This is a genomic window from Lysinibacillus sp. TE18511, assembly GCF_054062295.1.
Genome location: NZ_JBSSFD010000004.1, coordinates 24,225 through 37,597, shown reverse-complemented (window position 1 = coordinate 37,597; position 13,373 = coordinate 24,225). Strand labels below are relative to the sequence as shown.

Sequence of the window (13,373 nt, the reverse complement as noted above, 5' to 3'; positions counted from 1 at the left end):
GTATTTGTATAATCAGGGGGAGTAGTAAAGGATGATTATGCAAGTTGTTTACCAAAACAAAAAGGTATGGGGAGAATGATTGAATATGATACTAAATAAAAACTGAAGGAAATTGAATTAAAAAAAATATTAACAGATATAAGCAATGGAAATAAAAAGTGGCAACAAGAAGACCGAACACATCTCGTACAATCAATGATGCTACATATCGGCTCACTAGATAGTGAACTACGAGATAACTTAATTTATGGATCGTTTTATGAATTGATCTATGAAAAAAACTTACTAGAGCATTCACTTTTAACGGAGCTTTTGGAGGATTCTTTGAATAATTTATTATGTAAGGGTATTGAAGAAAGTGAATCAGATTTAGTTTTTACCCGTACATTTACGTCGCTATTGATTGCCCTAATATTATTTAGAGATAACGCAGACGATTTTTTATCCCAACAGAAAATCGCTGATTGCAAAGATAAAGTACTAGCTTATTTAGCGGCAGAAAAGGATGTAAGAGGCTACGTGCCGGTAAAAGGGTGGGCTCATAGTGTTGCCCATATGGCGGATGCAATCGATGAATTGGTGAAAAATCCGAAATTAAATAAAGCCTCTTATAGTGAAATTGTAAGCGCATTATACAACGTCGTTTTGCAAGAAAATCATGCTTTCATACATAATGAAGATGAACGGATTTTAGTACCTATCTTCACAATGCTTGAGCATGGTTTAGAGGAGCAAGAAATCATTAGATTACTGCAAGAATTACCTGCAACTTTAAAAGTAAAAAAAGAACAGCTCGATGTACAGCATCACAGAATTTTAGTTTTTAACTGTAAATCCTTTGTGAAAAGCTTTTATATTCAAACAAATGGGAAGTCTAAGTTCGCAGCTCTTCATAAATGCATCGAAGCATGTCTCGATGAATTATAGGGAAATTACTACCAATATTAGTACTTTGAAATTATTGACAGACAAATTTTAGTTTGTTAAGATGAGTGACAATAAAAGCATACAAATTCGTTGATGAGAAAGAGTAGTGTTTCATTTTGTTCTACAGAGAGCCGACATAATGGTGGAAGTCGGTGTGCATATGATACATGAAGATCCTCTCTGAGAAGATTGGCTGAACATAGTAAGCTAATCCGGGTGTCTACCGTTAAAAAGAACACGTATGATTGTACGTTGCTGAGTGCTATTGAACGGTTGATTCAATAGAATTAGGGTGGTATTCGCGGTTAACCCCGTCCCTTGCTTGGGACGGGGTTTTTTGTATGCCTTTTATACATGAGTATAGGAGGGAATTACATGCAAGGTGAAAAGAAAAAAGAAACGGCTGTAGAGAGGGAAACGAGGATTCGCCAGTTGTGGGAACAAGAAAAAACGTTCCAAGCATCTGTTGCGAATCGTGCTGGTCATAAGCCCTTTGTATTTTACGAAGGCCCACCAACAGCAAATGGTTTACCACATGTAGGTCACGCATTTGGCAGAACAATTAAGGATGTCGTGGCTCGTTATAAAACGATGCAAGGGTATTTAGTTGAACGGAAAGCTGGCTGGGATACACATGGTTTGCCTGTGGAACTCGGTGTGGAAAAAAAGCTAGGTATCTCTGGGAAGCAAGAGATCGAAAAATATGGTGTTGAACAATTCATTCAGGAGTGTAAAGGAAGTGTCTTTACCTATGAGAAAAAGTGGCGTTCCTTTACAGAAGAGCTTGGCTATTGGATTGATATGGATGACCCATATTTAACGCTAAGTAATGATTACATCGAATCCGTTTGGCATATTTTAAGTCACGTGCACAAGGAAAAGCTTTTATATAAGGGGCATCGTGTCTCACCATATTGCCCTAGCTGTCAAACTTCCTTAAGTTCACATGAAGTAGCGCAAGGATACAAGGATGTAAAGGATTTATCTGTCACGGCAATGTTTAAACTGAAGGATCGAGATGAATATTTTCTAGGCTGGACAACGACGCCATGGACATTACCTGCTAATGTTGCATTAGCTATGAATTCTCAGCTCGTTTATGTTCGGGTGAAACAGCACGATAAAGTATATATTTTGGCAAAATCATTAGTGGAAAAGGTTTTTTCTGAACCTGTTGAACTATTAAGTGAGCATGAAGGGCATGAATTTGAAGGTGTATCGTATCATCCACCTTTTTCAGACGTAACCGTTAATAAAGGGCATGTTGTTGTGCTAGCAGATTATGTCACGGAGCATAGCGGTACAGGGATCGTCCATATCGCGCCTGCATATGGGGAGGACGATTATAAAACGGTTCAGCAAAATGGACTATCATTTGTAAATGTTGTTGATGTAAAGGGCTGCTATACAGAAGAGGTTCCGGAGCTTACAGGTAAATTTGTGAAAGATTGTGATGTCGATATAATAAAAATGCTCGCTAAAAAGGAGCTATTGTTTGATAAGGAGAAATATGAGCATAGCTATCCTCATTGCTGGCGCTGTGATTCACCATTGCTTTATTATGCAACTGACAGCTGGTTTATCAACATGTCTGCATTAAAAGACCAGCTTTTAGAAAATAATGACCAAGTAACGTGGTATCCTGAGCACATTAAACACGGTCGATTTGGAAACTTTTTAGAAAACTTAGTGGACTGGAATATTAGTCGTAATCGCTATTGGGGTACGCCACTTAATGTGTGGGTTTGTCAGGATTGTCATCATGAAGAGGCACCAAATAGTCTTGCTGCCTTAAAAGAATTAGCAAAGGGCACTTTACAGGATATTGAACTTCATAAGCCGTATATCGATGAGGTTGTTTGTACTTGTCCGAATTGCAATGGTGATATGGAACGTACACCTGAAGTGATTGATGTATGGTTTGACAGTGGTTCTATGCCGTTTGCTCAGCAACATTATCCTTTTGGAAATCTTAAAACTTTTAATAGTCAATTCCCTGCTGATGTTGTTATCGAAGGCATCGACCAGACACGAGGCTTTTTCTATAGTTTATTAGCTGTATCGACATTATTTACTGGAAAGGCACCTTATAAAAATGTCCTTTCATTAGGGCATGTTTTAGATGAACATGGACAGAAAATGTCGAAAAGTAAAGGAAATGCATTAGAGCCAGTTGAATTAATTCAACAATACGGGGCAGATGCTCTAAGATGGGCGTTTTTAGTAGATAGTTCTCCTTGGAATCCTAAACGTTTTTCAAAGAAAATTGTGATGGATGCGAAATCAAAGCTAGTCGATACGCTAGATAATACGTTCAAGTTTTATCAGCTTTATGCAGAAATAGATGGCTTCCAGTACGATGCTACCAAGACTGGCACACGCTCAAAGTTAGATGATTGGATCGTGTCTCGCTTACACCATACCATTCAGCTTGTGATAACTTGTATGGATGCTTATCAATTCACACAGGCAACACGTGAAATTGGCAAGCTTGTGGAAGAACTAAGTAACTGGTACATCCGACGCTCAAGAGCAAGATTTTGGGCAAATGGGCTGTCAGAGGATAAACGAGGAGCCTTTAGTACGCTGTATGAATTACTCACAGCAATTTGTCAATTATTAGCTCCATTTACACCGTTTATTGCCGAGGATTTATATCGACAATTATCTGGAAAAAGTGTGCATTTACAAGACTACCCTCACTACAACGAAGTACTCGTGAATGCTAAGCTTGAAAAAGAAATGGCCAATATTTTAACAATTGTAGAGCTAGGCCGAAGCATACGTAATAGTCAAAGCATCAAGGTGAAGCAGCCTTTAAGTGCAATCATTGTTTCTGTTGATGGGGAGCTAACAGATTATCAACCGTATAGCGAGCTCGTTCAAGATGAATTAAATATGAAAGAATGCATTTGGACAAATGATTTTTCAGCATACGAAACCGTTCAATATAGGCTTAATTTTAAAACAGCAGGTGCAGCATTTGGAGCTAAAGTGAACAAAGTAAAAGATTACGTAATGAATTTAAGTGAAGAGGAGAAAAATTTATTACAGCAAACAGGGTCAGTTACGTTAACGATTGATAGAGAACAGGTAACATTATTAAAAGCGCATGTGTTAACTGAATCTATTGTGAAAGAACATTACATCTTAGCCGAAGATGCTGCATGTCGAGTCCTTTTGAATGTACAGCTGACAACTAGCTTACTTGAAGAGGGGCAAATTAGAGAGCTAATTCGCACAATTCAAGATACACGGAAAAAATGGAAACTTCCTGTTGAACAGTATGTATCGATTTCGATTGCTGGAAGTTCCAAAGTAAAAACGATCATCCAGCGGCACGAATCGTTAATGAAAGCAAATGTATTGTTAAAAGATATTCACTATGTAAGTGACTGCAATGGTGAACAATATTTGCAGACTGAAGTGTTTGGTGAAAAGGTAACCGTATATTTTAAGCTGTGAAAACTATATTACTCAGGTCAGCAGAAGAAGTGATCAGGTAATCTCGGGAACGGATCGGTTCAGTAGGAGAAGTGATCGGGTAATCCCCCTCAAACGCTCTTTAAACGAAGGCAACGCTCAGGTACCCGAAGATTTGGGTATCCTGAGCGTTTTTATGTAAACAAATTTACAGTAAGCCAGTGACAAGATAAATAGCGGTTGCCCAGATAAAGATAGCGGAACATTTATTAAAAATTATCATTAGCTTTCCAGAGCTATCGAGTTTTTTAAATGCTGCTCCTACGACTGCGAGACCGAAAAACCATAACCAAGAAATCACAACGCATGCAGTAGTAAACAGGATTTGTTCGGTGCCGCTATATTTTAAAGCACTCGTCCCAATAACGCCGATTGTGTCTAAAATGGCATGTGGATTTAAGAGAGATACAGAGAGTGCGAATAAAATTTGTTTTTTGACAGGGAGTGCTTCGTTTTGATCGGTAGTTGCCGGTTTTGAACGCCAAATTGAATAGCCCATATAAAGTAAAAAAAGTATACCAACAGTCATTAAGGTAATACGTAACCACTCAAATTGTAGCACGATCAGAGATAATCCCAAAACAGCTAGTATGATAAGTAGCGTATCACAGATGGCAGCTGTTATGCTGGCCGGCAAGGCTCGGGCTAGATGTGGCTGTGTAGCACCCTGTGAAAAAACAAAGACATTTTGTACGCCTAAGGGCAAAATAAGGCCAAATGCTAAAATCATTCCATGAAGAAATGCTTCCAATGAAATTCCTCCTTTCATTACATTAATCATTCTAGTTGTGTTATAACTAAAAGAAAACGACCAATTGGTTGGTTTTTCACCCATCCAATTTTGAGGTGATACATATGAACTGGCAGCCAAGCAGACAGGGCGAAATTACATTACAGCAACAAATCGAGACGTGGATTACGGAGCAGATAGAACGAGGAGATTGGGTAGCAGGAACAAAACTGCCAACACAAAGACAGCTTGCTATGCAGCTCGGGGTAAATCGTAGTACCGTTCAGCAGGCATTAGAGGAGTTAAAGGCGGCTGGAATATTGGAGGCAAAGGTAGGATCAGGTATTTATGTAGCTCATAATTCTTGGCATTCGCTCATTAAACAAACACAGCCAAATTGGCAAACCTATATTGACACAAGTCTCCATAAGCCGAATTATCATACGATACAATTAATTAATGAATACGAGCAGCGAGATGATGTCATCCGATTAGGTACGGGTGAGCTCGCACCAAGTCTATTGCCAACTGCAGAAATTGAGGCATCGTTAAAGGAGCTTTCCTTACAGCCAAAAGCTTTAGGTTATTCCTCACCACAAGGCAGCAATCAACTTCGAGAAGCGATTTGCGAATATGTGAAAAAAAGAGGGATCCATGTAAAGCCTCAAAATGTTTGTATTGTATCTGGTGCACTACAGGCATTGCAGCTCATTGCTGTTGGATTGCTTGAGCAGGGTTCCATTGTGTTCCAGGAACATACGTCTTATTTAAATTCAGTCCATCCATTTCAATCAGTCGGGATGCAAATGATGCCGATTAATCGTGATGAACAGCTTGCTCAAACCTTAGTCCAAAGGAAAAGAAAAAGACAGGCTGTATATTATGCAGTTCCTACGTTAAACAATCCGACTGGAGGGGTGTGGACAGAGCTTGAAAAAAAACAGCTTTATGAAGCATGTAAACAATCTCGCATTCCCATTATTGAGGATGACGTCTATCACGAATTGCTCTTTGAAGCGGCAACTTCTCCCATAAAATCAATGGATGATAGCGGGCAAGTCCTTTACATTGGAAGTGTCTCAAAAACATTAAGTCCTGGACTCCGCATTGGCTGGTTAATCGGTCCAACAACTGTGATTGAGCGGTTAGCAGATATAAAAATGCAAACAGATTATGGTTCAAGCGCCATCTCGCAGGAAATTGTGCTGCATTGGCTGCAAACTGGAAAGTACGAAAAGCATATCAAGAGTTTACGAAAAGAATTAGTACGAAGAGCTAATTTTGTTGAGGGGATATTGCAAGAGAGTTTTTCGGAGATTGCTAGCTGGAGTCAGTCCAAAGGGGGCTTTTATAATTGGCTAAAGTTTGATGAACCAATCGTGGATAAAGAATTGTTTACCAAACTATTGCAGCGACAAATCCTCATTAACCCTGGCTATATTTACGATCCGCAAGATACCCAGCATATTCGATTATCATATGCTTATGCAACAGATGAAGAGTTGAAGATTGGCTTGCAAATAGTACACGAATGCGTGGTTGAAGCGGTTGTAAAACGACATAAAGAATAAAGCATCTGTGAAATAAAAAAATTGTTTGTTTACAATAAAATTGTGTAAAGCATGTGAGTCATTCTATATTGTTTAGTAAAAAATTTATAAGTGAAATGGAATTCTCTTAAAATGGAACCAATTTACAGCTCATTCGTAATATTAGATAGTAGGATATATCAAAAAAATAGCTGGCTCACATATATAAGGGGAGGGTTTCGAATTGAAGAATACTACGAAAGTAATTGAATGTCCAAAATGTGGTGGGAAGGAACTGGGCAAAGGCAAGCATAGTGGATATGGAGTTATGTACCCAGAAAATAAAATGAGTTTAGGTTCAGATGTTGAATACATTATTTGCACAGAATGTGGATTTATAATCGAAAGCTATGTAAAAAAGCCAGAAAAATTTAAGGGTACATTTTTTTGAGGTAATATTTATAAATAAGACCAAACACATAAAGGAATATCTTTAAATTAGCATAGAAATTATTCAAGTAACGTACGGTCTTCCACAACTTTTAGTGACGAGCCCTAAAATGAATTAAATTCTAATTTTCATGTGGATAAACCCTCGTTTTTTCTTAATTTTCAGAAGAAATAAATAAAAAATTTTGTTACAATAAATTGGAAATTGAATTGATTTTTCTGAAGGGAGCTTTTAAATGTTTAGCAAACTATCCATTATTTTTGCAGTAATTGGTGCTGTTGTATTAAGTTCCTCTTACATTTATTCAACCAACTTTGAGATTCTTATGATATCTGGATTCAGTTTATTATTTATCAGTTTATTGTTAAGTTTTGGTGCTGTTTTCAAAAGAGAACAAGGAAAAATAAAGTTTTTACCTGTTCTAACATTTTTCCTTTTTAGTTTCATCATTACTTGGTACGACCCATTTCAAATTGTGAGATTACTTACTTGGATGAAAAATTAATCGTTGGACTCACTCATGTTTTATTTTTTTAATGAGTGACTTTTTACTTTTGTTAAAACGTATGCCATGTAAATATGTTGATTGATAAGGGTTTTAGAAAGTGAGGTTTATCATGTTAGAAACTAAAAGATTGAAACTTAGAGATTATAACGAAGCGGATTTTGATTTTTTACAATCACTTTTATCAAATGAACAGGTGATGCAGTACATTGGAAGCGGCGAAACTCGTAACGAAGAACAAGCTAGAAGTTTTTTTAATTGGATTGTTGAGTCTTATGAAAAGAATGAAGCATATGGATTGAAAATAATTGAATTAAAAGCAACCAACGAACGAATCGGACATGCCGGTCTTGTGCCTCAAAGAGTTATTGAGGAAGAACAAATCGAAATAGGCTATTGGATTGCACCAAATTTTTGGGGGATGGGTTATGCAACAGAGATGGCGAAAGCATTGAGAGCTTATGGTGAAAAAGAATTATCTTTAAATAAGTTAATATCCCTTATTCAAATTGGCAATTCAGCATCTCAAAAAGTAGCAATTAGTATGGGCATGAAAAAGGAAAGAGAGATTGAACTAAAAGGGAAACAAGTCATCATTTTTTCAACACTGGGTGGTTTTATTTCGTGAACCACGTAAAGAATAATTCAAGTAATGAATCCATACTTTTTTTAATAACGATTTCTTTATGAAGAGGTGGATCATTGGAGAACAGGGCCAAGAAGGTGAGCATACAGAAAAGCAGGTGAAGGTACAATGTCTTCACCTGCTTGTTTTTTAATATTGATATTTATTTCTAGTAGTAAGTAAAATAACGATTGCTGGGATCGTACAAATAAGCATTGCGCCAAATGATAGTCCAGGCGAAATTTCGTATAAATAGCCGCCTAAAAATGTAAGGATCGCTGTACTTAATCCCATTGCTAATGCTGAGTAAAGACCTTGAGCATTTGGAATTTGTTCCTTCGGCAATGTTTTTGTTAAATAGCCAATAAAAGCGAAATGTGCGAGTGCAAATGATAATGCATGCAAGGTTTGAGAAGCGATAAATACCCAGACATTAGGGAACAGGTAAATCAGTAACCAACGTAATGAGGAACCACCTGCTGCTAAAAGTAATAAAGAAGATGAGCGCCATTTTTTAAATAGTGTATCAGCCTTTAGAAAATATAAAATTTCGCAAATAACGGCGATATTAATAATCATTCCCATATAGAATGGATCGACATGTAGATCACCTAAATAGATATAGCCGTAGCTGTAATAAGAAGCATGTGCGCCTTGCAATAGAGTAACGATTAATAAAACAATGGGGAAGCCTTTGATACTCCATAAAGTTTTCATCGACAACGATTTTGCACGTTGTTCTTTTGTTGGGACAACAAGTAACTCTTTTGGTGTAGCCAATTGTTGCATGAACAGCATACCAATAAGGCTAATGACCAAACTCCAATAGATAACGTTCTGACCAAATACACCAGTTAGCATACTAATAATTAATACTGCAATGACAAAACCAATAGAGCCATATGAGCGACTTTTACCATAGTGTACATGTCCATGCTGTACTAGTGTTGCAGCACTACTTTCTACAGCAGGTAACAATGCTGGATAAAAAATGCTAAATAAAAGGGTAACGATAAGAAGTGAGATAAAGTTTGTGCTTGGTATGTAAAGTAAAGTTGTAATTAGGGCTCCTATTGCTAGGATGCTAATGAGTCGTTTATTATGCACATATTTAGCAAGAGTCGGGAAGAAAAAAAGATTTGAAATGGCTCGTGCTAAAAGACCACAGCCCATCACGACACTTGCCTGTGATACTGTAAGGTGTTTAACATCTACAAGCCAACCTGTCCAATAAGGTAAGAAAATACCCCATGTAATAAAAAATGCAAAGAAATTTTGAGAAAGCCATCGTTGATTGTTCATTTATTACGTACCTCCATTAACTATGTTGAATAATAGCACGTTCAACGCTACAATAATGTGAGATATCTCACATTTTATTTTAGGAGAGAGTAATAAATGCATATACTGACAGCTGAAGCACGTTCCTACTATCTGGAAAAATATCCGATTGATGATTTTTTCTCCTTTGATATTGATCCATTTCTGGAAGTATGTAAATTTGAAAAAGGCGAATGGATTTTTAAGGAAGGATCATTTCCAGATACGCTGTACTACATGATCGAAGGAAAAGCGAAACTATATATGACGCATAAAAACGGTAAAGTTTCGCTTATTGAGTATCTTGAGGCTCCACTTTTTATGGGTGAAATTGAGTTGCTTAATGAAGCGAGATATACGAAGGGGATTCAGACCGTGACCGAAACGATTTGTCTTTCTATTTCCCAGTCCTGTAAAAAAAAGTTACTTACTGATGTGCTATTTTTACGTAAACTCTGTTTATTTTTAGGGGAAAAGGCGACAAATATGACTTCTAAATATACACAAAATCAGGCATATCCACTTGAAAATCGGCTAGCTGCATTTATCCAATTATCGTCTGATCAAGGGATTTATAAGGAAAAGCATACTGAAATCTGTGAATATTTAGGGGTTTCCTATCGACATTTATTATATGTACTTGCACAATTTTGTGACGAAAAAATTTTAGAGAAGAGAAAGAATGGCTATCACATTATTAATGAGAAGCGTCTTGCGCACTTGGCACAGGAAATTCAGTGAGGAATACTAAAGCTTATTGTATTCACTTTTTTTAACTAACCAGCGTGCAATCTCCTTGCCGCTATGGTAGAAGTTTATTTCATGGACTCTTTGTTTTTGTGTGGAGGTGTCTAGGGTTTCTTCCATAACGCCAAAAGGTATAACCCCTATACATTGGTATTGATCGGTTGAAAATCTTTTACGCATTGCCTTATTTTCGATGTTTGTACCATGAGTTTTAGCAGATTTCTGTGCATTTTGGAATGGACAAGCAAGTAATTCTCCTTGTTTCAATGTTGTGCTTGGTGAGTAACAATTACTTTTCATTCATCATGCCCCCTTTTGTCGTTAGTTTTATTGTACAAGACATGTGGTAAGAAAAGTCTTTATTTACAAGGCTTTTACGAAAACTTAAAGGTTAGTCAATCAATTATGCCTTGGTATAATTGCGTCCGGAATCGGTTTTGTGCTTAGGCCTGCAGATGTTTTTTGTGCGAAAGCGTAGCGGCAGCGGCAGATGTTTTTTGTGCGAAAGCGAAGCGACAGCGGCAGATGTTTTTTGTGCGAAAGAGCAGTGCTAACGTAGCGACAGCAACAAATGTTTTTTGCGCGAAAGCGAAGCAGCAACGGCAGATGTTGTTTGTGTGAAAGCGCAGTGCCAACGTAGCGTCAGCAGCAACAACATGATGTTGGTCACTCAATCGTTGCCACAGGACGTGGTCGTTCTTAGACTGAGTTCCTATATTTCAGCGGATGTTTGTACACTCGGTGTAAGAAGTTGTAACCGTATTCATGTCATGAATGGATAGATATCATAGAAAATTTGCATAATTTACTAGACAAAAATACGTACTCAAACTATTGTGAATTTTCCTAACACAACGTATTATTGTAAGTAGATTTAACGTGAAGGGCTTCACATAGTCACGTAATCGTGAGGAGGAATTTTAATGAGTGCAATTCGAGTAGGTATTGTAGGGTATGGAAATTTAGGGCGCGGAGTAGAATATGCTATTTCACAAAATCCAGATATGGAATTAGTAGCGGTATTTACACGTCGTGATCCTTCAACTGTAAACGTTGCAAGTAATGCCAACGTATATTTAGTGGATGATGCTGAAAAATTCCAAGATGACATTGATGTAATGATTTTATGTGGTGGCTCTGCAACAGATTTACCAGAGCAAGGACCACACTTTGCACAATGGTTTAATACAATAGATAGCTTTGATACACATGCGAAAATTCCTGAATTTTTTGAAACGGTAGATGCAGCAGCACAAAAATCTGGTAAAGTGTCAGTCATTTCTGTTGGTTGGGATCCAGGTTTATTCTCATTAAATCGTTTGCTTGGTGAGTCCGTTTTACCAGTAGGTACAACATATACATTCTGGGGAGATGGCTTAAGTCAAGGTCACTCGGATGCTGTGCGTCGTATTGAGGGCGTTAAAAACGCTGTACAATACACTTTACCAATTAAAGATGCTGTAGAACGCGTTCGTAATGGTGAAAATCCTGAGCTGTCGACACGTGAAAAACATGCTCGTGAATGTTGGGTTGTTCTTGAAGAAGGTGCGGATGCAGCAAAAATTGAGCAAGAAATTGTGTCAATGCCAAACTATTTCGACGAATATAACACAACGGTTAACTTTATTTCTGAAGAGGAATTTAAAGCGAATCACACAGGTATGCCACATGGTGGTTTCGTTATTCGCAGTGGCGATAGCGGCGCTAACGATAAACAAATTCTTGAATTTTCATTAAAACTTGATAGCAATCCAAACTTCACGTCTAGTGTTCTAGTTGCTTATGCTCGTGCGGCGCATCGTCTAAGCAAAGCTGGAGATAAAGGTGCAAAAACAGTATTCGATATTCCATTCGGTCTGTTATCACCAAAATCTGCTGCTGAATTACGTAAAGAACTTCTATAATAGTAAACTATTTAACTACCCGATTATCATATTATTTGATAATCGGGATTTTTCGTTTTAAGCAAGTCACTCAACTTTCGGAGTGAAATAAATGGTTCTAAAACTTGATATACCAGCATGCCTACAACAAATGATTCTTTAAACAAACTGAGTTGAAAGCTCAAAGGTAAAAGTTGAAAGCCCAAAGTTTACGTTTCAAAGTTTTTTTGAATAAAGTTAAAAACTTAAAGTATAAAAAATCTTTTAAATCCTGGGTTATTGGTTTAGGTGCTGATTTTTCTGGACCGTCCGTCATCCACCAGGCAGTAAGTATAATTATTGTATATCTTGTGATGAATCCAGATGAAATGTTTCATATTGGCGATAGGGTAAAAGTAGGATATGATGGTAAAATAAAGGATAAAGCGCCGATTGGAATTATTACACTTACTATGGAATTGGTTTGGTAATATCTACTAAATTGGTTGTGCCATGTATCGTTGCTGCTTTGTAGAAAAAGGGGAGATTTGGGGGGAGTTTTATATGGAGAAAGTAAATTTTTTTAACAGTGAACTATTTCATAAAAATGCTGAGAAAGCTTTTTTGATACACAAAAATAAAATAACAGAATTACTACCAGCGGTTGATATCCAGCATGTTGGTAGTTCGGCAATTCCTAATAGTGTTACTAAAGGTGATATAGACATCCAAGTACGTGTTAGTGCTGAACAATTTTCGAAAGCTATAGAACTTCTATCTATTTTATATGAAAGAAATGATGAAAGTGTCAAAACAGATACATTTAGGGCGTTTAAAGATGATACAAGTAATCCTCCTTTAGGAGTTCAATTAACTGTAATTGATTCTGAGTTTGATTTCTTTTGGAAATTTAGAGAAGTTTTACTGGCAAATAATAAATATCGAGATGCATATGATAATTTGAAGAAAGAATACGAAGCCAAATCAATGGATGCTTACAGGGAAGCCAAAGATATCTTTTTCCAAAGACTAATGGAAACGCCTGAGTTTAAGGATTACGACAAGTAATTTTTGAATGGAACAATTCCGCGTTATGGTGATGGGCTCATAATTTTAAACTTTGAAGATTTGTAACCTTACATAACCAGTTGAATGGGGAGGTTATCACAAAATGACCACAGACATTATTATCCA

At 37.1% G+C, this 13,373-nt stretch carries 15 protein-coding genes and 1 other annotated feature; of the genes, 12 read left to right on the top strand and 3 right to left on the bottom strand.

Going from position 1 to position 13,373, the window contains the following annotated elements:
• Nucleotides 1–195: 195 nt before the first annotated feature.
• Entirely contained in the window at nucleotides 196–927 is a 732-nt protein-coding gene (locus tag ACVWXS_RS03970) for a DUF2785 domain-containing protein (RefSeq protein WP_456956237.1), read from the top strand.
• 81 nt (nucleotides 928–1,008) lie between these two features.
• Nucleotides 1,009–1,249, top strand: a binding site (T-box leader).
• 53 nt (nucleotides 1,250–1,302) lie between these two features.
• Entirely contained in the window at nucleotides 1,303–4,392 is a 3,090-nt protein-coding gene (ileS, locus tag ACVWXS_RS03965) for an isoleucine--tRNA ligase (protein ID WP_456956235.1), read from the top strand.
• 166 nt (nucleotides 4,393–4,558) lie between these two features.
• On the opposite strand, the gene ACVWXS_RS03960 is transcribed toward ileS, so the two are convergent.
• A complete protein-coding gene (locus tag ACVWXS_RS03960; RefSeq protein ID WP_456956233.1) occupies nucleotides 4,559–5,161 on the bottom strand; it encodes a LysE/ArgO family amino acid transporter in 603 nt (200 codons plus the stop codon).
• A 104-nt stretch (nucleotides 5,162–5,265) separates the two neighbouring features.
• On the opposite strand from ACVWXS_RS03960, the gene ACVWXS_RS03955 reads away from it, so the two are divergent.
• From ACVWXS_RS03955 to ACVWXS_RS03940, 4 genes are all read left to right on the top strand, one after another.
• Complete coding sequence (locus ACVWXS_RS03955) at nucleotides 5,266–6,711, top strand: aminotransferase-like domain-containing protein (protein WP_456956231.1); 1,446 nt, start codon at nucleotides 5,266–5,268, stop codon at nucleotides 6,709–6,711.
• Nucleotides 6,712–6,913: 202 nt separating this feature from the next.
• Nucleotides 6,914–7,120, top strand: a complete 207-nt coding sequence (locus tag ACVWXS_RS03950) for a transcription initiation factor TFIIIB (RefSeq protein WP_368634910.1) — start codon at nucleotides 6,914–6,916, stop codon at nucleotides 7,118–7,120.
• Between the two features lie 235 nt (nucleotides 7,121–7,355).
• Nucleotides 7,356–7,625, top strand: a complete 270-nt coding sequence (locus ACVWXS_RS03945) for a hypothetical protein (protein WP_456956229.1) — start codon at nucleotides 7,356–7,358, stop codon at nucleotides 7,623–7,625.
• A 112-nt stretch (nucleotides 7,626–7,737) separates the two neighbouring features.
• Nucleotides 7,738–8,253: a GNAT family N-acetyltransferase gene (locus ACVWXS_RS03940; RefSeq protein WP_456956227.1), complete on the top strand. Its 516-nt coding sequence runs from the start codon at nucleotides 7,738–7,740 to the stop codon at nucleotides 8,251–8,253.
• Nucleotides 8,254–8,400: 147 nt separating this feature from the next.
• Here the strand turns inward: ACVWXS_RS03940 and ACVWXS_RS03935 are convergent, their stop codons facing one another.
• Nucleotides 8,401–9,552: an MFS transporter gene (locus ACVWXS_RS03935; RefSeq protein ID WP_456956225.1), complete on the bottom strand. Its 1,152-nt coding sequence runs from the start codon at nucleotides 9,550–9,552 to the stop codon at nucleotides 8,401–8,403.
• Between the two features lie 96 nt (nucleotides 9,553–9,648).
• On the opposite strand from ACVWXS_RS03935, the gene yeiL reads away from it, so the two are divergent.
• Entirely contained in the window at nucleotides 9,649–10,311 is a 663-nt protein-coding gene (gene yeiL / locus ACVWXS_RS03930) for a transcriptional regulator YeiL (RefSeq protein WP_456956223.1), read from the top strand.
• Between the two features lie 6 nt (nucleotides 10,312–10,317).
• Here the strand turns inward: yeiL and ACVWXS_RS03925 are convergent, their stop codons facing one another.
• On the bottom strand, nucleotides 10,318–10,617 hold the full coding sequence (locus ACVWXS_RS03925) for a hypothetical protein (protein WP_374966548.1): 300 nt from the start codon (nucleotides 10,615–10,617) through the stop codon (nucleotides 10,318–10,320).
• A 162-nt stretch (nucleotides 10,618–10,779) separates the two neighbouring features.
• Here ACVWXS_RS03925 and ACVWXS_RS03920 point away from each other — a divergent pair, with 162 nt between their 5' ends.
• From ACVWXS_RS03920 to ACVWXS_RS03900, 5 genes are all read left to right on the top strand, one after another.
• Entirely contained in the window at nucleotides 10,780–10,938 is a 159-nt protein-coding gene (locus ACVWXS_RS03920; protein ID WP_456956221.1) for a hypothetical protein, read from the top strand.
• Complete coding sequence (locus tag ACVWXS_RS03915) at nucleotides 10,896–11,099, top strand: hypothetical protein (protein ID WP_456956219.1); 204 nt, start codon at nucleotides 10,896–10,898, stop codon at nucleotides 11,097–11,099. Before ACVWXS_RS03920 ends, ACVWXS_RS03915 begins: the two co-directional genes overlap by 43 nt.
• A gap of 141 nt (nucleotides 11,100–11,240) precedes the next feature.
• Nucleotides 11,241–12,221, top strand: a complete 981-nt coding sequence (locus ACVWXS_RS03910) for a diaminopimelate dehydrogenase (protein WP_456956217.1) — start codon at nucleotides 11,241–11,243, stop codon at nucleotides 12,219–12,221.
• A gap of 206 nt (nucleotides 12,222–12,427) precedes the next feature.
• Nucleotides 12,428–12,670 (top strand): hypothetical protein, encoded by a 243-nt coding sequence (locus ACVWXS_RS03905; RefSeq protein WP_456956215.1) that lies wholly within the window; start codon nucleotides 12,428–12,430, stop codon nucleotides 12,668–12,670.
• 73 nt (nucleotides 12,671–12,743) lie between these two features.
• Entirely contained in the window at nucleotides 12,744–13,247 is a 504-nt protein-coding gene (locus tag ACVWXS_RS03900) for a GrpB family protein (protein WP_456956213.1), read from the top strand.
• The last annotated feature ends 126 nt before the right edge of the window (nucleotides 13,248–13,373 follow it).

Excerpts from the sequence above, each read along its gene's own strand:
- ACVWXS_RS03970 (WP_456956237.1), top strand. The coding sequence starts at position 196 with ATGATGCTACATATCGGCTCACTAGATAGTGAACTACGAGATAACTTA.
- ileS (WP_456956235.1), top strand. The coding sequence starts at position 1,303 with ATGCAAGGTGAAAAGAAAAAAGAAACGGCTGTAGAGAGGGAAACGAGG.
- ACVWXS_RS03955 (WP_456956231.1), top strand. The coding sequence starts at position 5,266 with ATGAACTGGCAGCCAAGCAGACAGGGCGAAATTACATTACAGCAACAA.
- ACVWXS_RS03945 (WP_456956229.1), top strand. The coding sequence starts at position 7,356 with ATGTTTAGCAAACTATCCATTATTTTTGCAGTAATTGGTGCTGTTGTA.
- ACVWXS_RS03940 (WP_456956227.1), top strand. The coding sequence starts at position 7,738 with ATGTTAGAAACTAAAAGATTGAAACTTAGAGATTATAACGAAGCGGAT.
- ACVWXS_RS03935 (WP_456956225.1), bottom strand. The coding sequence starts at position 9,552 with ATGAACAATCAACGATGGCTTTCTCAAAATTTCTTTGCATTTTTTATT.
- yeiL (WP_456956223.1), top strand. The coding sequence starts at position 9,649 with ATGCATATACTGACAGCTGAAGCACGTTCCTACTATCTGGAAAAATAT.
- ACVWXS_RS03925 (WP_374966548.1), bottom strand. The coding sequence starts at position 10,617 with ATGAAAAGTAATTGTTACTCACCAAGCACAACATTGAAACAAGGAGAA.
- ACVWXS_RS03910 (WP_456956217.1), top strand. The coding sequence starts at position 11,241 with ATGAGTGCAATTCGAGTAGGTATTGTAGGGTATGGAAATTTAGGGCGC.
- ACVWXS_RS03900 (WP_456956213.1), top strand. The coding sequence starts at position 12,744 with ATGGAGAAAGTAAATTTTTTTAACAGTGAACTATTTCATAAAAATGCT.